The organism is Halocynthiibacter styelae, from assembly GCF_016123485.1.
GTDB lineage: Bacteria > Pseudomonadota > Alphaproteobacteria > Rhodobacterales > Rhodobacteraceae > Halocynthiibacter > Halocynthiibacter styelae.
In genome coordinates this window covers 83,257-105,272 of sequence record NZ_JADCKQ010000011.1, presented here as the reverse complement: position 1 = coordinate 105,272, position 22,016 = coordinate 83,257, and the positions used below count along the sequence as shown (strand labels likewise).

General features: G+C 55.4%; 18 protein-coding genes and 1 tRNA gene. 15 read left to right on the top strand and 4 right to left on the bottom strand.

Features of this window, described 5'->3' with window-relative positions; translation table 11 throughout:
* Nucleotides 1–204 precede the first annotated feature (204 nt).
* The 5 genes from H1D41_RS18510 (at nucleotide 205) to H1D41_RS14225 (ending at nucleotide 4,478) form a co-directional block, all read left to right on the top strand.
* Nucleotides 205–381, top strand: a complete 177-nt coding sequence (locus tag H1D41_RS18510; RefSeq protein ID WP_394355413.1) for a helix-turn-helix transcriptional regulator — start codon at nucleotides 205–207, stop codon at nucleotides 379–381.
* Between the two features lie 99 nt (nucleotides 382–480).
* Complete coding sequence (locus H1D41_RS14240; RefSeq protein ID WP_228849540.1) at nucleotides 481–774, top strand: hypothetical protein; 294 nt, start codon at nucleotides 481–483, stop codon at nucleotides 772–774.
* The gene (locus H1D41_RS14235) at nucleotides 771–1,640 is read left to right on the top strand and encodes a DUF7146 domain-containing protein (RefSeq protein WP_228849539.1); all 870 of its coding nucleotides are present in this window, start codon (nucleotides 771–773) and stop codon (nucleotides 1,638–1,640) included. Before H1D41_RS14240 ends, H1D41_RS14235 begins: the two co-directional genes overlap by 4 nt.
* The gene (locus H1D41_RS14230) at nucleotides 1,637–3,127 is read left to right on the top strand and encodes a YfjI family protein (RefSeq protein ID WP_228849538.1); all 1,491 of its coding nucleotides are present in this window, start codon (nucleotides 1,637–1,639) and stop codon (nucleotides 3,125–3,127) included. The genes H1D41_RS14235 and H1D41_RS14230 overlap by 4 nt, the downstream gene beginning before the upstream one ends.
* A gap of 232 nt (nucleotides 3,128–3,359) precedes the next feature.
* Complete coding sequence (locus tag H1D41_RS14225) at nucleotides 3,360–4,478, top strand: hypothetical protein (RefSeq protein WP_228849537.1); 1,119 nt, start codon at nucleotides 3,360–3,362, stop codon at nucleotides 4,476–4,478.
* A 221-nt stretch (nucleotides 4,479–4,699) separates the two neighbouring features.
* Here H1D41_RS14225 and H1D41_RS14220 read toward each other — a convergent pair.
* A tRNA-Leu gene (locus tag H1D41_RS14220) sits at nucleotides 4,700–4,786 on the bottom strand.
* 207 nt (nucleotides 4,787–4,993) lie between these two features.
* Between H1D41_RS14220 and H1D41_RS14215 the strand changes: the two genes are divergently transcribed.
* A complete protein-coding gene (locus H1D41_RS14215) occupies nucleotides 4,994–5,977 on the top strand; it encodes a complex I NDUFA9 subunit family protein (RefSeq protein WP_228849536.1) in 984 nt (327 codons plus the stop codon).
* Here H1D41_RS14215 and H1D41_RS14210 read toward each other — a convergent pair whose 3' ends face one another.
* Nucleotides 5,978–6,781, bottom strand: coding sequence for an undecaprenyl-diphosphate phosphatase (locus tag H1D41_RS14210; RefSeq protein WP_228849535.1), 804 nt, complete (start codon nucleotides 6,779–6,781; stop codon nucleotides 5,978–5,980). It abuts the gene before it with no gap.
* Between the two features lie 213 nt (nucleotides 6,782–6,994).
* Between H1D41_RS14210 and H1D41_RS14205 the strand changes: the two genes are divergently transcribed.
* The 9 genes from H1D41_RS14205 (at nucleotide 6,995) to H1D41_RS14165 (ending at nucleotide 18,905) form a co-directional block, all read left to right on the top strand.
* Entirely contained in the window at nucleotides 6,995–8,428 is a 1,434-nt protein-coding gene (locus tag H1D41_RS14205; RefSeq protein WP_228849534.1) for an NAD(P)-dependent oxidoreductase, read from the top strand.
* Nucleotides 8,429–8,582: 154 nt separating this feature from the next.
* Nucleotides 8,583–9,038 carry a GFA family protein gene (locus tag H1D41_RS14200; protein WP_228849533.1) on the top strand — a complete coding sequence of 152 codons (456 nt, stop codon included), beginning with the start codon at nucleotides 8,583–8,585 and terminating at the stop codon, nucleotides 9,036–9,038.
* Nucleotides 9,035–9,739 (top strand): hypothetical protein, encoded by a 705-nt coding sequence (locus H1D41_RS14195; RefSeq protein WP_228849532.1) that lies wholly within the window; start codon nucleotides 9,035–9,037, stop codon nucleotides 9,737–9,739. Before H1D41_RS14200 ends, H1D41_RS14195 begins: the two co-directional genes overlap by 4 nt.
* Before the next feature lie 26 nt (nucleotides 9,740–9,765).
* Entirely contained in the window at nucleotides 9,766–10,467 is a 702-nt protein-coding gene (locus H1D41_RS14190; protein ID WP_228849531.1) for a hypothetical protein, read from the top strand.
* Nucleotides 10,468–10,525: 58 nt separating this feature from the next.
* Entirely contained in the window at nucleotides 10,526–15,052 is a 4,527-nt protein-coding gene (gene gltB / locus H1D41_RS14185) for a glutamate synthase large subunit (protein WP_228849530.1), read from the top strand.
* A 301-nt stretch (nucleotides 15,053–15,353) separates the two neighbouring features.
* A complete protein-coding gene (gene mtgA / locus H1D41_RS14180; RefSeq protein WP_394355414.1) occupies nucleotides 15,354–16,019 on the top strand; it encodes a monofunctional biosynthetic peptidoglycan transglycosylase in 666 nt (221 codons plus the stop codon).
* A 57-nt stretch (nucleotides 16,020–16,076) separates the two neighbouring features.
* On the top strand, nucleotides 16,077–16,742 hold the full coding sequence (gene fzlA, locus H1D41_RS14175; protein WP_107498346.1) for an FtsZ-binding protein FzlA: 666 nt from the start codon (nucleotides 16,077–16,079) through the stop codon (nucleotides 16,740–16,742).
* Nucleotides 16,743–16,817: 75 nt separating this feature from the next.
* Entirely contained in the window at nucleotides 16,818–17,867 is a 1,050-nt protein-coding gene (queG, locus tag H1D41_RS14170) for a tRNA epoxyqueuosine(34) reductase QueG (RefSeq protein ID WP_228849529.1), read from the top strand.
* A gap of 27 nt (nucleotides 17,868–17,894) precedes the next feature.
* The gene (locus tag H1D41_RS14165) at nucleotides 17,895–18,905 is read left to right on the top strand and encodes a KpsF/GutQ family sugar-phosphate isomerase (RefSeq protein WP_228849528.1); all 1,011 of its coding nucleotides are present in this window, start codon (nucleotides 17,895–17,897) and stop codon (nucleotides 18,903–18,905) included.
* A 30-nt stretch (nucleotides 18,906–18,935) separates the two neighbouring features.
* Here the strand turns inward: H1D41_RS14165 and H1D41_RS14160 are convergent, their stop codons facing one another.
* On the bottom strand, nucleotides 18,936–20,882 hold the full coding sequence (locus tag H1D41_RS14160) for a CocE/NonD family hydrolase (RefSeq protein WP_228849527.1): 1,947 nt from the start codon (nucleotides 20,880–20,882) through the stop codon (nucleotides 18,936–18,938).
* 38 nt (nucleotides 20,883–20,920) lie between these two features.
* Entirely contained in the window at nucleotides 20,921–21,964 is a 1,044-nt protein-coding gene (locus tag H1D41_RS14155; RefSeq protein ID WP_228849526.1) for a LacI family DNA-binding transcriptional regulator, read from the bottom strand.
* Nucleotides 21,965–22,016 lie beyond the last annotated feature (52 nt).

Genomic DNA, 22,016 nt, shown 5'->3' with positions numbered 1-22,016 from the left:
CATAGTGTTTCATTACACTTAAGAGTGCCCCCCCCTAGGCTAGGCCTGAACAACTTTCGCCAAATGGGGGGCAAATACGAAAAAGCCAAAGGAAGTTACCTTCCGGTTTGAGTCTTTCTTGCTCACATGATGTTCATGTTTGGTGAGACATATCAACCCCGGTTTGGAATTTCTGAGATGGCGTAACTGACAGGAGTCAGACCATTGAAGACACCGAAGTATATTCGGATTAACCGAGCCGTTGAGATTTATTCCCTCTCTCGATCGACATTCTACCGCGCTTTTGAAGCGGGTGAACTCTCCCCAATAAAAAGGGGGGGCGCAGTGCTTCTGGAAGTAACTGCGATTGACCAGTGGATCACGGGCAACGCGCCCGAATAATGAAATCAGCCGTACCGGATAAAGTAACACGCCTTGCGGGGCGTGAACGGGAAAACTGTGCCTTTATCCGGGTCGCGGTCATTATGAGAGGATATCTCTATGACTGATAAGTCAAACGATACGCGTTGGTTTGCGGACCGAACGCAGCGCTTTTATGTCTGTAGCGCTCTGCTTTCTGGCGAAGTGCTGTCACACAGAACGACGATCAGGCACGTTGATTGCTGGCGGCTTGCGGCAATAATCGAGGTGCTGGCAAATCAATACGATTGGCCAATTGAGCGCGAATACCGGGGAAAGGACAAAATTCGGTATTACTGGCTGAAGCCGGGAACGCGCCTGTGCGACCTGAACTTTCCCCCTTCTGCCAAATCGCTGAAGGAGGATGCCAAATGATGTCCGATATATCTTCAGTCGTGCGTGCGCTGGGCGGATATTGGAAGAACGGTCAGGGGCAAGCCCCCTGTCCGATCTGTCAGCCAGAACAGCGCCCCGATCAAAATGCCCTTAGCTTTAATATCAAGGAAGGCAAGCTCTTGCTGCATTGCTTTAAATCCGGCTGTGAATTTACCGATCTGTTGGATGTTCTTCAGTTTTCAGAACCTGAAACCTGCGAGAACCTGAAACCCCGGTGGTGCGAAGTGGGTGCGCCTTCTTTTACGGCGTCTGATAATGTGAAGCGGGCAAGGGCAATCTGGCGAAATGCGAGGCCAATAAAAGGCACGCTTGCAGAGTCTTATCTACGCAATAGAGGCATAACTTGCGACCTGCCATCGAGCCTGCGTTTCATGCCGAATCTGTTCCATGCGCCCAGCGCCCAGCATCTTCCGGCAATGGTTGCAAATGTGCAGCCTGTTGGGGGTCTTCACAGAACCTTTCTGAATGGTCAGGGTGGTCGCCTTGTTTGCAGTGCTAAAATGATGTTGGGATCGTGCGCTGGCGGTGCTGTGCGCTTGTCTGATGGTCGTGACAAGTTGGTCGTGTGTGAGGGCATAGAAACAGGGTTGTCGCTTATGTCAGGGATGCTTTCTGGCTCCTCTGTGGTGTGGTCGTGCCTTTCCACATCAGGAATGAAATCCCTTAGATTACCCCAAGGTTTCCGCAAGCTTGTCATTGCGACGGATGGCGACCCCGCTGGCGGGAATGCAGGGCAGGTATTGATGAGGCGCGCAATGGCCTTGGGTTGGGAAGTCAGCATTTTGCCAGCGCCTTGCGGCAAGGATTGGAACGACGTTCTGATGCTGAGAGGTGGTGCGCAATGAATGCTGAACCTAACCATCTGCAAGAGGTGCAAGTTGAAGGCCCGCAACCCCTTGTTCGCGACATACCAAAGGGGGAAGATTACCCCGTTGAGGCGCTGGGCGTGCTTAGAGAGGCTGTTGAGGCCGTAGAGGATAAAACGCAAGCACCTGTTGCGATAGCAGCCCAGAGCGCCCTTTCTATTGCCTCTCTGGCGGTTCAGGGTTTTGCCGATGTTGAGACCCTTGGTGGTACGGCCCCTTCGTCTCTGTTTTGCCTGACGATTGCCCGATCTGGTGAACGCAAAACGGGGTGTGATAAATTGCTTATGGCGGGGTTGCGAGATTTTGAAGACCAGCGTGCCGTGGATTATGCTTGCACGCTTGCAGATGCTGAACGGGAAATCAAACTGTATGAAGCACAAGAAACCAAACTTATCAGGGCTGCCAGTGGCGCAGGCGGGAAAGCAGTTGAAGCGCGTGCAGATTTGAAGGCAATGATGCGCCGTCCTGAGCTTCCGCTTTCGCCTAACCGCACAGCAACGGATCCAACATTTGAAGGATTGGTAAAGCTGTACGCGCTGGGCCACCCTTCACTTGGTCTATTTACGGATGAAGGCGGGGGGTTCTTTGGTGGCCACGCAATGAATGGTGAAAACAGACTTAAAACCTGCGCTGGGCTTTCGGGGCTTTGGGATGGAACGCCGATAAACCGAACGCGGGCGGGTGATGGTGCTTCTACCCTCAGAGGTAGGCGGCTTGCATCTCATATGATGGCGCAACCTGTTGCCGTGCGCCCCTTGCTGGCAGACCCTATCGCAAATGGGCAAGGGTTTCTTGCGCGCTTTCTAATTTGTGAACCAGAAAGCAATATTGGGCGGCGAACCAGGGTCGGATATAATCCCGAAAGTGACGCTGTGCTTGCCCGCTTTTCGGCAAAGCTAAGTGGGTATTTGGGCGCGCAGATGCCTTTGCGTGAAGGGACGCGCAACCAATTGGAACCCGCTATCCTGAAGATGTCAGAAAGTGCAAAGGGCTTGCTGTGGGAATACTATCAGGAAACAGAGCGCGCCCAGCGCCCCGGTGATAAGTTTTGCCATGTTACGCCCTACGCGAGCAAGAGCGCCGAACAGGCCGCACGTATTGCCGCTGTGCAGACCTTATGGGCAAGCACTGAAGCCAATACCGTATCCGTTGCCGTTATGGCTGATGCGATTACATTGGCGCGCTTCTATCTTTCAGAGGTTGTGCGTCTCGCAAATGCTGCTGTTGTATCTGAAAAAATAGACCGGGCTGAAACATTGCGGCGTTGGCTTCTGAATAGTTGGGCTGAAGATATTGTTCTGCCGAGCCAGATTTTGAATCGTGGCCCTAACGCATTGCGAGAAACGCATAAGATTAAAGAAGCCTTGAAAATACTGGAAAGTTACGGTTGGGTTGTGCCGCTACCTGTCGGGGTGGTGGTCAATGGAAAATCCAGAAAACTTGCTTATCGAATTATAAGGGAATAGCGCGTGGCACGTTGCGTTTTCTGCGTTTCCTGCGCTTTGTTGGGCAGTGAAAACGCTGAAAACGCGAGAAACGCAGTGCTGTCATGTTAAATAATATTGCGAGAACAACGGGGCAGGTGTTTAAGGTCCATATTATTGCTGTTCGCATTTTGCGATGAAAACTCAAAACTCATAGAAGATAGGTTGATTTATGTATTTGAAACTATCTGAGCTATTCAGCAGGCTCCATCTTATGCTGGTAGTAGGGTGTTTAACTTGCATCTTATGTTCATCTTCTTCAGTGGCTGCGACATTCGAGAGCTACAGTGAGGGAGGGCGAACATTTATTTTCGTTAAAGGACCAATTATTGAGGGAGACGCGAGTGCTTTCTTTAGGATGTCTAGGGAAGTTCCGAATGCGGTGATTTTGTTGGAGTCTGAAGGAGGGAGCGTTGCTGAGGGCCTTTCAATAGCTGCAGATATTGCTTTGAGAGGGTTTGCAACAGTTGTTGGTGAAGGGGAGGGCTGTCACTCTATTTGCGCGGTAATGTGGATTTCTGGCTCTCAGCGGTATATGTCTCAACTGGCAGATATTAGTGTCCATGCAGCATACCAGATTGGGGCTGAGCAAGACGGGGGGCACAATATTCGTGAATCGGGTGTGGCAAATGCCAGAATTGGTGCATACCTAAATGAACTAGGTCTAAATACTCAGGTTGTTGAATATTTTACGATTGCACGGCCTGATGAGCCGCTGTTGCCCATTACTCCCTTTGTCGCCCAACTTTTGGACATAGACGTTTACGTCGATAATGGTGAGCGTGTGATTGCACCTTCCGAAAGGCCTTCACCTCACAGAATAACTCGCCAAGTTGTTGGGTATGTTGGTTTGGCGAATCATTGCTCAGAATTGTTTGATGTTGGCGAGGTTTTTTGGACCAATGAGGCACGTAGGCTCCTGTCACGTGGACACAATCTATTTGGAGAGGAAGTTTTCGTAAATCTTTTGGGGGGATATATGGATGCTTCCAATGCGGATAGAGAGACGGAGAGTCTTGTTCGTTGGTGTTTGGCAGCGGAGCAGAGGTTGAGGGCGAACTCATTGAGTACGGGACTGGTCGGTCCTAGCTTTGATTGCGGTAAGGCAGAAAGTGTGACCGAATTAACCCTCTGTGGTTCTCCTGAATTATGGCCTTATGACCGAGTTTTGAGCCGGGTCTATGTTCAGTTGAGGAATGCCAGTACTGGTGTTGTCCGCCAAGACTTAATTACTGCTCAACGAAGTTGGCTGTCTCGCCGAGATGAGTGTGGATCTAGTGTGGATTGTTTGAGGGAAAGATATTCTTCTCGATTATTTGACTTTGGGCTGTAGGTACCTTGGCGGCTACTGCGCTATTTCCTTTATTAAGGAAAGGTGGAGCTCCCTGCTTTCGAGCGTAGATATATTCGTGCGCGAAAGCGGGTGGTTTAAAATCAGCTTTTCTAAACTGAATTTTGTTCCATGCTATTCATGAAAAATTGGGGAACATGTGGGGAATGGGAAATCATCACACAAGGTAGGTGATTGATTTTCAACAAATTTTATCTGAAAATTGGTGCCCAGAAGAGGACTCGAACCTCCACGTCCATACGGACACTAGCACCTGAAGCTAGCGCGTCTACCAATTCCGCCATCTGGGCACGGGTTGGTGAGGGCGGATTTAGACCTGTGGGCGGGGGGTGTCAATGCGAAAACGCAGGTTTTTTGTGAATCTTTAAGATTCTTCGCGTTTACTGCATCTGAGTACCGCAAAGTGTTTTGGTCGCGGGGTAAATCGCCGGGTTTAATCTTGTCTGTGCGGGTGCAGAAAGCTATGCCTGTGTCAGGAAATTCCCGGAGGATACCCAATGAGCGGATTAGTCACGATCTTCGGCGGTGCCGGTTTTGTCGGTCGCTATATTGCACGACGCATGGCGAAAGAAGGCTGGCGTGTGCGTGTGGCCGGGCGTCGCCCGAATGAATCCCTGCATGTGAAGCCCTATGGCACCCCAGGCCAGGTGGAACCTGTGTTCTGCAATATCCGCGATGATGCCTCTGTGCGTGCGGTGATGCAGGGGGCGGATGCGGTTGTGAACTGTGTTGGTATTCTGGACGAAAGCGGCAGGCAAAGTTTTGACGCGGTGCAGTCTGAGGGCGCCGGACGCATCGCACGTATTGCGGCGGAAGAAGGGATTGCGCGTCTGGTACATCTGTCTGCCATTGGTGCGAGTGCCGAGAGCACCAGCAAATATCAGCAAAGCAAGGCAGCGGGCGAAGCGAATGTTCTGGCGCATTTCCATGATGCCGTGATCCTGCGCCCTTCCGTGATCTTTGGTCCGGAAGATGGTTTCTTTAACAAGATCGCGGGCCTGTCACGTTTCACCCCTGTGATGCCAGTTTTTGCCGGTTCCACGAAATTCCAGCCGGTCTATGTGGATGATGTGGCGAAGGCTGCGGTTGCTGGCGCGACCAGTGCTGCTGCGCCAGGCGTTTATGAGTTAGGCGGGGCTGAGGTGATTACCTTCCGCGAGGCAATGGAAAAGGCGCTTGAGGTGTCATACCGTAAACGTATTCTCATCGGTCTTCCGATGTTTATCGCGCATATCAAAGCTGGTGCTTTGTCCCTGATTGAAATGCTTTCTCTTGGGGCAATCCCGAACTTCCTGATGACACGCGATCAGCTGCGGTCCCTGGCGGATGACAATGTTGTGTCGGAAGGTGCGAAAACCCTTGCGGATCTGGGCATTGATCCGGTGCGCATGGATAGCGTCCTGTCGGAATATCTGTGGCGTTATCGTCCGTCCGGGCAATATGACGACATCCGCGATTCAGCTGCTAATCTGCGCGACTGATCAGGCGTAGGCGAACCACAACAGCACCACGCCCAGGCCGATCCGGTAGATCACATAGGGCGTGTAGCTGACGCTGCGCAGCAGGCGCATCATCAGGGTCAGCGCCAGAAGGGCGGCTACGCAGGCGAAGGCGGCGGCAACCGCGCCGTCTTTCACCGCCTGCATATTAGCAGTGGTGGCGACTTCCAGGCCCAGCAATCCGCCTGCAGCCAGAATTGTCGGGATCGACATCAGCATAGACAGGCGCGCCGCATCTTCGCGGTTGAAGCCAAGGCTGCGTGCGCCGGTAATGGTTGCGCCAGAACGGGATGTGCCGGGGATCAGCGCCACGGCCTGCCAAAGGCCCATAACAATTGCATCTCGCAGGCCCCAGCTGGCCGCGTTGCGTTTGGTCGGGCCTTTCTGGTCGGCGATATACAGCACGATGCCAAAGCCGATCATCGTAAAGCCAATTACTTTGATGGATCGCATCATATCATCCAGGCCGGTCAGTTTCAGCATCAGGCCGAAAATGATGGCGGGGATGGTTGCGATGATCAGCAGAAGGGCAAGCTTTGATCCGGGGGTATCTGCTTTGCCCGTGGCCAGGCGGGGCAGGCCAAGGGCGGCTTCTGATACTTCGCGCCAGAAGAAAATGACCACGGCAATCAGGGTGCCCAGGTGAACTGCAACGTCGATCACTTGCCCTTGATCCTCGGCCCCGGTCAGGACCGGTAAAAGGATAAGGTGGCCGGAGGAAGAGACCGGAAGGAATTCTGTCAGGCCCTGGATAATGGCGACAAGAAACAGATGAAACAGGGACATGGTGCACGCTCGAATCAGTTTTTCTTCACATTATCCTGGTTGATTCGAAAAGACATCAGAAAGCATGTAGGTAAGTCTTGCTGACTTAAGGTGCTGCTCAAAAATGTCGCATATCGTACTTTGCACCATAAAATCACATTATAGGTCAGCAATAATGACTTTTAACTTGCTGACCCCTTGTATAGAAGGGCGAGACCACAGCGGAGAATAGCCATGGCCGAGAACCCGATGCTTAAATTTGTCACTGTATCCCGTGACATGCCTGAAAAACGTGATGCAGGTGTACGTAATGAGGACTTCAATGAGATTTACGCGGAGTTCGCGCGGGAGAAGGCTGAAGAGCAGGCAAGCCGTTGCAGCCAGTGTGGCGTGCCCTATTGTCAGGATCACTGCCCGCTGCAGAATAACATCCCAGACTGGCTGCGTCTGACCGCGACCGGCCGTCTGCGTGAAGCCTATGAGATGTCTCAGGCCACCAACACTTTCCCGGAAATCTGTGGCCGTATCTGCCCCCAGGATCGCCTGTGTGAAGGCAGCTGTGTGATTGAACAATCCGGCCATGACACTGTGACCATCGGTGCAGTTGAGAAATACATCACCGATACCGCCTGGAAAGAGGGCTGGGTCACCCCAAACAAACCACGTCGCGAACGTGAGGAATCCGTTGCTGTGATCGGTGCCGGCCCTGGTGGTCTGGCAGCGGCAGATATGTTGCGCAAAGCCGGTGTGCAGGTGACGGTTTATGATCGCTATGATCGTGGCGGCGGGCTGCTGACCTATGGTATCCCGGGCTTTAAGCTGGAAAAAGATGTGGTGATGCGCCGGATCGATCAGTTGAAGGAGGGCGGCGTGCAATTCGTGATGGATTGCAACGTTGGTGAAGACATCGGATTTGAAGAAATTCGTAACAAATACAATGCAGTGGTGCTTGCGACCGGTGTTTATAAATCCCGTGATCTGGGTGGTCCCGGTGCCGGTGCGAAAGGGCTTGTGAAGGCGCTGGATTACCTGTCTGCCAGCAATCGCCAGAGCTTTGGTGACACGGTCGCAGCCTATGATAGTGGTGAACTGAACGCCGAGGGCAAGCGCGTGGTTGTCATCGGTGGTGGTGACACTGCAATGGACTGCGTGCGCACCGCGATCCGTCAGGGCGCGACCAGTGTGAAATGCCTGTACCGTCGGGACCGCGCGAACATGCCGGGGTCTGTGCGGGAAACGCAGAACGCGGAAGAAGAGGGCGTGGAATTCGTCTGGCTTGCCGCGCCAAAAGGCTTCACCGGTGACCCTGTCGCAGGTGTGATGGTGCAGAAGATGCGCCTTGGCGCACCGGATGCGTCTGGCCGTCAAAGCCCTGAAGTGATCGAAGGTGCGGACTACGTGGAAGGTGCCGATCTGGTGATCAAAGCCCTGGGGTTTGAACCGGAAGATCTGCCGACGCTTTGGAATACACCGGAACTGGAAGTGACCCGCTGGGGCACGGTTCTGACCGATGGCGCAACCCATCAGACCCGCCTGCCGGGTGTTTGGGCCGTGGGCGATATTGCCCGGGGCGCAAGCCTTGTTGTCTGGGCGATCAAGGACGGGCGTGACGCCGCGCAGAACATTCTGGAGAACCTGAACGCAGCGGCGAACATCGCGGCTGAATGAGTGAAATCTTCTGAGACTTTAAAGTTTTTAAGGTCTCAGAAAGCCGGACTTTAAAATCTTTAAGGCTGCCCGGAAGGGCATCGGGGGTTTTAATATTTTGGTAAGGTCAGCCTGGCTGACTGTAATTTGACAAAAGTAAACGGAGGGTAAAGCGATGACAGACCATACTGGCCAGTGCATGTGCGGCGATGTGCGCTTTACCGCCCGTGATGTGCCTACGGAGTATGGCACCTGCCATTGTGAAATGTGCCGCCGCTGGACGGGCTCTGCCCTGCTTGGGGTGTCTGTGCCAGAAGGTAATGTCACCTGGGACGGGCGCGAGAATATTGCTGTGCGTCAGAGTTCCGACTGGGCGGAACGGGCCTGGTGTCAGAACTGCGGCACAGGTCTGTGGTTTCGTGTGACCATGGACAGCAAATGGGCGGGGAACTATGAAATCCCGCTGGGACTGTTTGATAAGGCCGATGATTTCACCATGACCAGTGAGATTTACATTGATCATAAGCCTGCGAGTTTTGCCTACGTGGGTGAGGGGCGCACAGTGATGACGCGCCAGGAATGTGTTGAGAAATTTTCAGTTTTAGGTAGCGACCAGGGAGATATTTCATGAAATTTGCATGTGCTTTTGCCGCGATGATCGTTGCGCCGATGGCGTCTTTCGCGGGTACCGTTACGCCGCCCGCGGGATGTGTAGCCTTTCTGACGGTGCAGTCTACGGATTGCCAGGTGGAACACTACTGGTCCTGTGAGGGCGAGTCAGAGGGTGTGAAATGGCGCTATTCCATGGGGGAAGACGGGCCGGTTTATATATCGCAGATGGATAGTGAATATCGCTGGATGTATTCCCGAAATCTGATCGATGGTTTTGAAAACACCATGAGCAAGCCGGAGAAAGATCTGCAGTCCATGAGCCGTCTGCGCGACACAGGCGAAGACAGCTTCGATTTCTTTGAAGTGGTCGGCTATCCCGGGGCTATGCCTGCGCGACGACATGTGGTTGGGCAGGATGTACTGACCGGCGAAGTGGTAGAGATCGACGGCCAGCGCCTGCTTGAGACGAATTATCAGATCAGCGAAACCACCGGATCCAACGTGTTTGAGGGCCGTGGGCAGGAATATGTTCTGGAAGAGTTTAACCTGTTCATCGGCGGGGAAGGGCACTTTCGTAACAATGGCGGGGCCTGGGAAGCTTATAATTCCTCACCCCTGACGTTTTCCCGTTCTGGCGAAGATGGTTTCCTCAGCGACACCCCGCAATTTGGCTGCGGCGCGATGATGTCATCACTGGCTGATGTGATGAGGGCCGGATGATGCAGCGGCACAAAATGATGACACGGATGATATTTTCCGCGTTCTGCCTGGCTGTGCCCGTTGCGGCTGGTGCGTTCGACTTTGGCGCGGTTGATCAGGATACCGCCCGGTTTGAGCGGTTGGAAGATCCCGGATTTGAATGTGAGGACATATTCGCTGTTCCGGGCCGTTTGACGGGCGAGTTAGAAGAGTATCCGGTGGCGGCAATCCAGCCATACTGGGAAGGGCGGTTGCTGTATGAAACCGAAACCGTGCTTATCGACTATAGTTATTTGCAACCAGGTCGTCATCGCCAGGTCGAAAGAAATGATCTGTTGAGATCAAGCGGGGATTTCTATGTTCCGGACGATGCGCCGGATCGCGAAGCGCGTGTGTTGCGGGATGTTGCCTTGCCGGCAATCGATTTCTCGTTTGAGATGGAAGGTTGTTTTTCTTTTCTGGCGGTCACGCCGGTCAGCGGAACCTGGACAATTTCCTTTGATACAGAAGATTACACCGGACAGGGGGCGGGCATACTTCCTGCTGAGACACTTCTGTTCTCCGGTCTGAAAAGCGAATTTCACCGCAACTGGAGGGGGGCAGAAGAACCGTTTTCAGGGCGTGCCTGGCTGAACTTTGCCCTTCTTGAACAACCGGTGACGATCACAGAAAAATCCGGCTTCAAACGCACGGTCGATGCTCGCATGAGCTTTCGCTTCACTCAACTGCTTGCCCCGGATGGGCAATAGCACCACAAGAATACCACCCACTATGCCCCAACCGGGCACCCTGAGAAGGACATCCAAAATGACGAAGACCAAGACAACATATGACGAGAACTGGGTGCGCGCGGAAGAGGCGAAGCGTCAGTGGATGGCTGAAAACAGTCTTTACCGTGAGGAAGAAGAGCATTCTTCCTGCGGGGTGGGGCTTGTTGTTTCCATCGACGGAAAACCAAGCCGTCAGGTTGTGGATGCGGGCATTGATGCCCTGAAGGCGATCTGGCACCGGGGTGCAGTGGACGCGGATGGCAAGACCGGCGATGGCGCGGGTATCCATGTGCAGATCCCTGTGATGTTCTTTTACGACCAGATCCGCCGCACCGGTCATGAACCACGTATGGATGAACTGGTGGCGGTTGGTCAGGTTTTCCTGCCGCGTACGGATTTCGGGGCGCAGGAAACCTGCCGGACGATTGTCGAAACCGAAGTGCTTGAGATGGGCTATTACATCTATGGCTGGCGCCATGTGCCGGTGGATGTGACCTGTCTGGGTGAGAAAGCGAATGCAACCCGCCCTGAGATCGAACAGATCCTGATTTCCAATTCCAAAGGTGTGGATGAGGAAACATTTGAACGTGAACTGTACATCATTCGTCGCCGGATTGAGAAAGCCGCGCAGCGTGCTGGCGTGCCGGAGCTGTATCTTGCGTCTTTGTCCTGCCGTTCGATCATTTACAAAGGCATGATGCTGGCGGAACAGGTTGCGGTGTTTTACCCGGATCTGATGGATGAACGCTTTAAGTCGTCATTTGCGATTTATCACCAGCGTTATTCCACCAACACTTTCCCACAGTGGTGGCTGGCACAGCCGTTCCGTATGCTGGCGCATAACGGGGAAATCAACACGCTGAAGGGCAACCTCAACTGGCTGAAATCCCATGAAATCCGCATGGCGTCTGCCTTCTTTGGGGATCGTGCGGGGGATATTAAGCCTATCGTTTCCAGCGGTGCGTCGGATTCGGCTGCGCTGGATGGTGTGTTTGAACTTCTGGTGCGTGCGGGACGTTCTGCGCCGATGGCGAAAACCATGCTGGTGCCGGAAGCCTGGTCAAAAAGCACCACGGGCCTGCCGAAAGCCTGGGTTGATATGTATTCCTACTGCAATTCCGTGATGGAACCATGGGACGGCCCCGCCGCACTGGCGATGACCGATGGGCGCTGGGTGTCTGCCGGGGTGGACCGGTCTGGTCTGCGCCCGATGCGTTATGTCATCACCGGTGATGGCCTGCTGATCGCAGGGTCTGAGGCGGGCATGGTGCCGATTGACGAGGAAACCGTCGTTCAGAAAGGCGCGCTTGGCCCAGGCCAGATGATTGCTGTCGATATGCAGGAAGGCAAATTCTACGGCGATACAGAAATCAAAGATACGCTGGCCGCGTCCCGCCCGTTTGGTGAATGGGTTGGTAAGATCGTTGAAACCGAAGACGTTCTGGCCGCGATTGAAGAAAAAGCTGTGTTCAGTGGTGAAGAGCTGCGCACGCGTCAGATCGCTGCGGGTTTCACCATGGAAGAGCTGGAACATATCCTGGCCCCAATGGCGGAAGACGGGAAAGAAGCGCTGGCATCTATGGGGGATGACACGCCGTCTGCGGTTCTGTCGAACCAGTACCGCCCGCTAAGCCATTTCTTCCGTCAGGCGTTTTCCCAGGTCACGAACCCGCCGATTGATTCACTGCGTGAATTCCGGGTGATGTCGTTGAAGACGCGGTTCGGCAACCTGAAGAACGTGCTGGACGAAGACAGCAGCCAGACCGAAATTCTGGTTCTGGAAAGCCCGTTTGTCGGCAATGCGCAGTTTGAAAAGCTGATGGGTGAATTCAACGCGCCGATGGCTGATATTGACTGCACCTTCCCAAAAGATGGCACGCTTGCGGATGCGCTTGCCCGGATCCGGAAAGAGGCGGAAGAAGCTGTGCGTTCCGGTGCGGGCCACATTGTTCTGTCTGATATGGCGCTGGGGGATGATCGCATCGGTATGCCGATGATTCTGGCGACCTCTGCTGTGCATTCCTGGCTGACCCGCAAAGGCCTGCGCACTTTCACATCGCTGAACGTGCGGTCTGCCGAATGTCTGGACCCGCATTACTTTGCGGTGCTGATCGGCTGTGGTGCAACGATCGTGAACGCCTATCTGGCAGAGGATTCCCTGGCAGACCGTGTGGACCGTGGTTTGCTTGACTGTTCCCTGACCGAAGCGGTGGCGCATTATCGCAATGCGATTGATCAGGGCCTGCTTAAGATCATGGCGAAGATGGGGATTTCTGTGATCTCGAGCTATCGCGGTGGTCTGAACTTTGAAGCTGTTGGCCTGTCGCGCGCGATGGTTGCGGAATATTTCCCTGGCATGACCAGCCGGATTTCCGGGATCGGGATCACCGGTATTCAGCGTAAGCTGGAACAAGTGCACGCAAAGGCCTTTATGGGCGCGAATGTTCTGCCTGTGGGCGGCTTCTATAAGTCGCGTAAATCCGGTGAAACCCACGCCTGGGAAGCGCAAAGCATGCATCTGCTGCAAAGCGCCTGTAACACCGCAAGCTTTGAGCTGTGGAAGAAATACAGTGAAAAAATGCGCAGCCTGCCTCCGATCCATTTGCGTGATCTGCTGGATGTGAAGCCGATGGGCGCGCCTGTGCCGATTGAAGAGGTGGAAAGCATTACCTCTATTCGCCAACGCTTTGTCACCCCGGGCATGTCCCTTGGTGCGCTGTCACCTGAGGCGCATAAAACTTTGAACGTGGCGATGAACCGGATTGGCGCGAAATCTGACAGTGGTGAGGGCGGCGAAGATCCGGCGCATTTCGTGCCGGAAGCCAATGGTGACAACCCATCTGCGAAGATCAAACAGGTGGCCTCCGGTCGTTTTGGTGTGACTGCGGAATATCTGAACCAGTGTGAAGAGCTGGAAATCAAAGTGGCCCAGGGTGCGAAACCGGGCGAAGGCGGGCAGCTGCCGGGCATGAAAGTGACCGATCTGATCGCGCGTCTGCGTCATTCCACCAAAGGCGTGACCCTGATTTCACCGCCACCGCACCACGATATCTATTCTATCGAAGACCTGGCGCAGCTGATTTACGATCTGAAGCAGATCAACCCGCGCTGTAAGGTGACTGTGAAACTGGTGGCCTCAAGTGGTGTTGGCACGATTGCCGCTGGTGTGGCCAAGGCGAAGGCGGATATTATCCTGGTGTCCGGCCACAATGGCGGCACCGGTGCGTCGCCTGCGACCTCGATCAAATATGCGGGTCTGCCGTGGGAAATGGGCCTGACAGAAGCGCATCAGGTTCTGGCGATGAACAACCTGCGGGATCGTGTGACATTGCGCACCGATGGTGGTCTGCGCACGGGCCGTGACATTGTGATGGCTGCGATGATGGGGGCGGAAGAATACGGCATCGGCACCGCCGCGCTGATCGCTATGGGCTGTATCATGGTGCGTCAGTGCCAGTCCAACACTTGCCCAGTCGGCGTCTGTACCCAGCGCGATGATCTGCGGGCGAAATTTACCGGCAATGCCGATAAAGTCGTGAACCTGATCACCTTCTACGCGCAGGAAGTACGTGAGATCCTGGCGTCTCTTGGTGCCCGGTCCCTGGATGAGGTGATTGGTCGCGCGGATCTGCTGACGCAGGTGTCCCGTGGTTCGGCCCATCTGGACGATCTGGACCTGAACCCGCTTCTGATCACGGTGAATGGCGCGGGCGATATCGTCTATAACCGCGATAAGGAACGCAATGTGGTGCCGGATACGCTGGATGCGGAGATTGTCCGCGATGCGGCGCGTTTCCTGAACGATGGCGAAAAGATGCAGCTGCATTACGCGGTGCAGAACACGCATCGGACTGTGGGCACACGGACATCCAGCCATATTGTGCAGAACTTTGGGATGCGCAATTCCCTGCAACAGGATCACCTGACCGTAAAACTGACTGGTTCTGCCGGTCAGGCGCTGGGCGCTTTCGCGGCCCCGGGCCTGAAGATCGAAGTGTCGGGTGATGCGAATGACTATGTCGGCAAAGGTCTGTCCGGTGGCATGGTTGTGGTGCGTCCGCCGATGAATTCACCGCTGAAGGCGTCTGAAAACACGATCATCGGCAACACTGTGCTGTATGGCGCAACCGCCGGGACACTGCTGGCGGCAGGTCGTGCCGGTGAACGGTTTGCTGTACGCAATTCCGGTGCGAGCGTGGTGGTCGAGGGCTGTGGTTCCAACGGTTGTGAATATATGACCGGTGGGGTTGCGGTGATCCTGGGGTCCATTGGCGCAAACTTCGGTGCCGGTATGACCGGGGGGATGGCCTATATTTATGACCCTGAGGGCACATCTGCGAAGATGATGAATATGGAAACTCTGGTGGTGAATCCGATTGGTCACGCGCACTGGGAAGATCAGCTGAAAGGGCTGATTGAGAACCATTACGATGAGACCGGAAGTCAGAAAGCAGGGGAGATCCTGCAACACTGGGAATCCGAGCGTGGGAACTTCCTGCAGATCTGTCCGAAAGAAATGCTGATCCATCTGCCGGCCCCGTTGGAAGCGGTTGCAGCAGAGTAAAACAAAGGGCCGGTTGCAGCGATGCGCCGGCCCTTTTCTTTCAAAGAAAAGGGGACGGAAACTTTGAAAGTTTCCGGGCTGCACCCTGGCGATGATTTGCTATGTCACAGGCTTCCGGTTGACCTTGCCCGCCTGCATATGGGATTGCTTAGAGGTGACAGAGAAAACGACAAAAAAACCCACTGGTAAATCCGGGGAGAGCAGCGCAAAGCGGGCGACGGCGAAGAAACCTTCTTCGTCCAAATCGACGCGCAAGCCGCGCAAATCCACCAAAAAGACGCAGCCTTCCCGCTGGTCAAAAATCTGGCGCTGGTTGCGCTGGCCGGTGCGGATCTTTGGCGCGCTTCTGGCGATCAATGTGCTGGCGGCTTTGTTCTATCTTGTCATCAATCCCCGCATGACCCCTTACATGATTTCGGAAACCCATCGCCTGGGGCAGCTGGATCACGCATGGGTGCGTATGGATGAGATTGCCCCGGTCATGGCCCGGTCCGCTGTGGCGGCGGAAGATGCGAACTTCTGCAATCACTGGGGCTTCGACACGGATGCGATTCGTGATGCTTTGTCTGGTGGCGCGCGCCGGGGTGGATCTACGATCAGCCAGCAGGTTGTGAAGAATGTCTATCTCTGGCAAGGGCGCAGCTGGCTGCGCAAAGGGCTTGAGGCCATGCTGACGCCGATGGTTGAACTTATCTGGTCAAAAGAACGTATTCTGGAAGTGTACCTGAATGTGGCAGAGTTCGACGAAGGCGTCTTTGGTGTAGAAGCCGCAGCCGTGCATTATTTTGGTGTGAATGCCAGAGATCTGTCCGCCCGTCAGGCCGCGCGGCTAACCACAGTTCTGCCAGATCCCAAGGGGCGGTCGGCCAGTCAGCCGGGCAACTGGCAGCGTCAGCGGGCGTCTTCTGTTGCAGGTGGCGCGGATCTGATCCGTGCAGATGGACGCGCCGATTGTTTTGCGCCTTGATTTCAGGCACACTTCGGGCGAAAGAAAAGAACACCATTCAAAGAGCATAATACCGAAATGATCCGTCTTTATCACGCCCCCCTTTCCCCCTTCTGTCGCAAGATTCGCCTGAGCCTTGCGGAAAAGAGGCTTGAGGTTGAGCTGGTGGAAGAACGCTACTGGGAACGTGACGCTGATTTCATGCGCCGGAACCCTGCCGGAAAAGTACCTGTTCTGAAGATGGACGGAAAACTGCTCGCGGAAAGTGCGGCGATCTGTGAATATATTGAAGAACAGTTCCCGACGCCGTCCCTGATGCCCCAGGCGCCAGAAGCACGCTATGAGGTGCGCCGGCTTGTGTCCTGGTTTGACGATAAGTTTCACCACGAGGTGACATCAAAGCTGCTGTATGAGCGGGTGAACAAGAAGATCACCAAGGCGGGTTATCCTGACAGTACCAATGTGAAAGCGGGTGCGAAGGCGATCAAGTTTCATATTGATTATATGGCCTGGCTACTGGATCAGCGGCGCTGGCTGGCGGGGGATGTTATGACGCTTGCGGATTTCGCGGCGGCGGCGCATTTCTCTGCGTTAGACTATATTTCTGATGTGGACTGGAACCGTTCACCCACTGTGAAAGACTGGTACGCCAAGATTAAATCCCGCCCGGCGTTCCGATCTATTCTGGTCGATCAGGTGTCTGGTTTCCCGCCCCCGCAGCATTATGCTGACCTTGATTTTTAAGCCGCAGCCCCTACAGGGGGGCTGCCTGCCCCCCATCCTTTCAGGATTCCCCCCGGGAATATTTGGAGAGACAAAATGGACGGGTTGAAGGCGCGATTGCAGGATTATGCCATTGAGGCAGGTTTTGCGCAGATGGGGGTCTGTCGTCCGGATGCGGTGCCACAGATTGCGGAACGCTTGCAGCAATATGTTGATGCCGGACGGCACGGGCAGATGGCCTGGATGGCCGAGCGGATGCATTGGCGGGGCAGCCCGGAGACCTTGTGGCCTGAGGCAAAATCTGTGGTGATGCTGGCCGAGGTGTACACGCCTGAACATGACCCGCGTGAGGTTCTGAAGCATAAAGACCGGGCGGCGATTTCGGTATATGCGCAGAACCGCGATTACCATGACATTGTGAAGAAACGTCTGAAACGTGTCGGGCGCTGGCTGATTGAACAGGAACCGGACACGCAGATTAAGGTTTTTGTCGATACGGCGCCGGTGATGGAAAAGCCCCTGGGCGCTGCGGCCGGGCTGGGCTGGCAGGGGAAGCATACCAACCTTGTTGGGCATGAACTGGGCAGCTGGTTTTTTCTGGGCGCGATTTTCACAACTGCTGAGCTTGAACCGGATGACGCGGGGCGGGACAGTTGCGGGTCTTGCCGGGCTTGTCTGGATGTCTGTCCGACCGGGGCTTTTCCCGCGCCCTATCAACTGGATGCGCGGCGTTGTATTTCTTACCTGACGATTGAACATCACGGGCCGGTGGATGAAGAATTGCGCCCGATGCTGGGCAACCGGATTTATGGCTGTGATGATTGTCTGGCGGCCTGTCCCTGGAACAAATTCGCGCAGGATGCGTCTGAGATGCGGTATCATGCGCGGCCTGAGCTGCTGGGGCCTGAGCTGGCAGAACTTGCTGTGCTGGATGATGCCGGGTTCCGGGCGTTCTTTTCGGGATCACCGATCAAACGCGTGGGCCGGAACCGCTTTGTGCGCAATGTGCTGTATGCGATTGGCAATTCCGGGCGGGCAGATTTGCGGACGGTGGCGCAGGGCCTGGTTGAGGATGACGATGCCACTGTCGCCGATGCGGCGCGCTGGGCGGTGGCGCAGCTTGATCAGCCGGGCGCGGGCGGGTAAGCAGGGGCAAAGCATGAGGGCGACGACATGAGTGACACCGGGCATATTGAGAACATCCGCGAGGCGCTGACAGCTTTTCGCCACGGCATTCGTGTTCTGGAAGATCACCTTGCGCCTGATGCCCCAGATCAGGCCCTGACAGAGGCGCTTACGCCTGCGTTAGAGACTATTCTGGCGATGAAGGGCCGGTTGATCGTCAGCGGAATGGGGAAAAGCGGGCATATCGGCTGTAAGCTGGCGGCGACTTTTGCATCAACGGGCACGCCTGCGTTTTTTGTGCATCCTGCGGAAGCCAGCCATGGCGATCTGGGGATGATTACAAAGGATGATGTGGTGCTGATGCTGTCCTGGTCCGGGGAAACCCGTGAACTTGGCGATCTGGCCACCTACTGCCGCCGTTTCCGGGTGCCGCTGATTTCTATTTCCGGTAATGCGCAAAGCACGCTGGCGAAGGCTGCGAATGTGGCGATTGCCCTGCCGAAATCACCCGAAGCCTGCCCGCATAATCTTGCGCCGACGACATCGACGCTGTTGCAGCTGGCGATTGGTGATGCGCTGGCGGTGGCATTGCTGCGCGCGCGTGGGTTCAGTGAGAAATCCTTCTTTGATTTCCATCCTGGCGGCAAGCTGGGCGCGTCCCTGACCGATGTGGGTGAGATCATGTCGAAAGGCGACGATATGCCATTGGTTGGGCAGGATCAGGTGGTGTTTGACGTGGTGTCCGGCATCTGGGGGAAGAACCTGGGCATCGTCGGGATCACGAATGATGCGGGCGATCTGATCGGGGTTGTCACGGATGGTGATCTGCGGCGCTATCTGGCGGAAAGTTCTGACACCAGCATGCAGGCGGCGATGCGGGAAACCAAAGCGTCTGAGATTATGACAGCTGATCCGATCTGCCTGAGCAAAGATATGCTGGCGGCGGGTGCGCTGGCGCGGATGCAGAAGAACAAGATTTCGGCTGCTTATGTGCTGGAAGACGGCAAGCCAGTGGGTGTGCTGACCCTGCTGCAGCTTCTGAACCTTGGGGTGGCCTGATCGGCCAATTCCCCTGTGTCAGACCCTGTTTCAGCGTGCGATATCGTCTTTGGTCATGCGTTGAAACACCTGTTCGCCGTTCTCTGAAACAGTGAAGTCCTGTTCAATGTGGAAGTGATCCGCAGAAGTGGTCTGTCGGGTGACCAGGTGGCTGTGGGCGGTGACACCATCGCGTTTCAGCCAGCGTTGCCAGATGATTTCGACGCGGGCAGAGGCGGGATTGTCTGGGTGAATAGTCCAGATCTCTGACATCTCTGATCCTGTGGTCAAATCATTGATCTGATCCGTCACCTCATTGCGCCCGGATCGGATGACAAGCGTGGATTCCCCGGTAATAGGGTCTGTTTTCCGCTGTTTTTCCTCTTTCCCGATCTCGTTCATCTGAATGTCGCGGGCTTCCATCGGGCGAGGCGTATCATAGTGCCATTCATCGCTGTCAGCGATGGTTTTGCGGCAGGGTAGCGTAAGGCTGGCTTTGTGAACGGTCAGCGTCGCAGGTGCGGCTTCAGGCCAGGCGTAGGGCCAGTAGCTGGGGGAAATGGCAACGCGCAGCTTATGGCCGGCGGGCAGACGGTATGCGCTATGATCCAGTGGAATAGAGACTGTTACAGGCTCACCGGGGGTGAGATCGCGCATTGTGTCTGATCCCTGGTGATGGCGCAGGTTGAGCATGCCAAGGGTGATCAGGGCGGATGTGCCGTCGGGGCGTTCATCGCAAAGACGGACGACCACTTGCGCGCGGGGTTGATCTGCGGCGATGGTCAGGTTGACAGTGGAGGCGCCGAGGATGTCGGTGGTTTCAGGGACGGACACATCAAAGCAAAGCGAACGGGCGTTGTCGGCGGTCTGATCATCCGGCAATTCGCCGGGGCCAAAGCCGAAGGGGAAGTATTCGCCGCAGCCCTGACCGCAAAGCAGATCGGTGGTGATCTTTTGCGGCGCATCGCAGAGCTTGTGGGTTTGCACGGTTACATTGTCTGAGGGCCAGTCTGCCTCAGACACCCAGCGCCCGGGGCGGGCTTTCAGCGCGGGATCGGGCGTGCAGCTGTCCATGATATAGGCGCGGTAGGCCGGATCATTTTCGGCACTGTTTTCCACGCCTTTCAGCCAGCGATCCCACCAGTTCAGCGCATCGCCAATATAGTCTGTTGCAGGGGAAATCGTCGAAATATGCGGGTATTTGTGGTTCCAGGGGCCAAGCACGCCTTTGACCACACCGGGCCCGTTTTCAACCAGTTCGGACATGGCGTTGCGATAGCCATCCAGCTGACCGCCCATGATCAGGGTTGGTGTCGTGATGACGCTGTAATCTTCGCAGACGGAACCATGTTTCCAGTAATCATCGCGGTTCTTATGTTCCGTCCAGATCTTGCCAAGGTTCGGGGCGTTTTCCAGACGTTTCAGCCAGATCTCGCGCCAGTTTTCAATCAGTGCGGGGTCGGGCGGCATGGAATTCCAGGAGGTCGCCGTTGCCACCCAGCCGATGTTTTCAGACAGCTGAATGCCGCCCTTGTAGTGGATGTCATCGGTGTAGCGATTGACGGTGGTGCCGATGGAGATCACCGCCTTTAGTGCAGGCGGGCGACGGGCGGCCAGTTGCAGCCCGTTGAAGCCACCCCAGGAGATGCCCTGAATGCCGACATTGCCATTGCACCAGGTCTGGTCCGCGATCCAGGCGATAATGTCTTCGCCGTCTGACAGTTCTTCTTCCGAATACTCATCGTCAAAGCTGCCCTCACTGTCGCCGGTGCCGCGCCGATCCACCCGGATGCTGACATAGCCCTGCTGTGCAAAGGCCAGATGCATACCATGATCACGTGCGGCGGTGCCGTCGGATTTGCGGTAGGGCAGATATTCCAGGATCGCGGGGAAGGGGCCGGGGCCATCGGGCATCCAGACCTGGGCAGACAGGCGCGTGCCGTCCGGCAGGGCAATGCCCATATCGCGATCAATGGTGACGTTGTGGGGCTGAGACATCGCGATATTCCCTGAATTAGTGTCTTATTTGCGGTGCTTTATTTCCGTCGGCGCTTCAGTGTTTCGCCAAACTGAATAACCGGGGAGATTTCCAGGCGTTCCGGGGCGTGATCCTGATCCGGCGTATTGCGGCGAATGATGATTTCCGCAGCTTTGCGCCCGATTTCAGAACGTCCCGCGTCCATGGTGGCCAGCTGTACGGGCAGACCCTGCAGCAGTTCCACGCCGTTGAACCCGGCAAGACCGATCTGGCCGGGCACGTCGATGCCCTTGCTGAGGCAATGCAGAAGCCCGCCCGCGCCGATCATGTCGTTTGAATAGTAGAGGAAATCCAGTTCGGGGGAACGTTTCAGAATGGCTTCGGTCATCTCGCGGCCTTTGGCTAGGGCCGAACCACCGGAGTAGAATTCCTTATCCTGGATTTCCAGGCCCGCTTTGGCGAGCGCTTCTGTGAAACCTTCGAACCGTTTGCGCGCTCGGTGATCCAGCGGCATTTTCGTGCCAAGGAAGCCGATGTTTTCGTAACCCGCTTTGATGATCGCCTTGGCCATTTCACGGCCTGCGCGACGGTGGGAAATGCCGACCATGGAATCAATCGGCTTGCCATCCACATCCATGATTTCGACCACGGGAATGTCAGCGTTCTGCATCATGGCGCGGGACGCATCCGTATGTTCCAGACCGGCAATGATCACGCCGGAAGGCCGCCAGGACAGCATTTCATACAGAACCTGTTCTTCCTTTTCCGGCCGATAGCCGGTGATGCCGATAACAGGTTGCAGCCCGCTGCCATCCAGCACTTCGGTAATGCCGGTCATGACGTCGGGGAAGACCATATTGGACATGGACGGGATGATCACGGCGACAAGATTCACGCGCTGCGAGGCAAGCGCCCCGGCGATCTTATTGGGCACGTAGCCCAGTTCTTTGGCGGCAGCGCGGACTTTTTCACGGGTGCGTTCCGATACATCGCCGCGATTGCGCAGCACGCGGGACACCGTCATTTCACTGACCCCGGAGGCCTCAGATACATCACGCAAAGTCAGGGGGCGTCTGGGCGGTTCCGAAGGTGTGGAGGTCATTGGGTACGCAGGCCTTTTGTAACTGTTAAACCATTGTTAGCGCCTGTCAGCA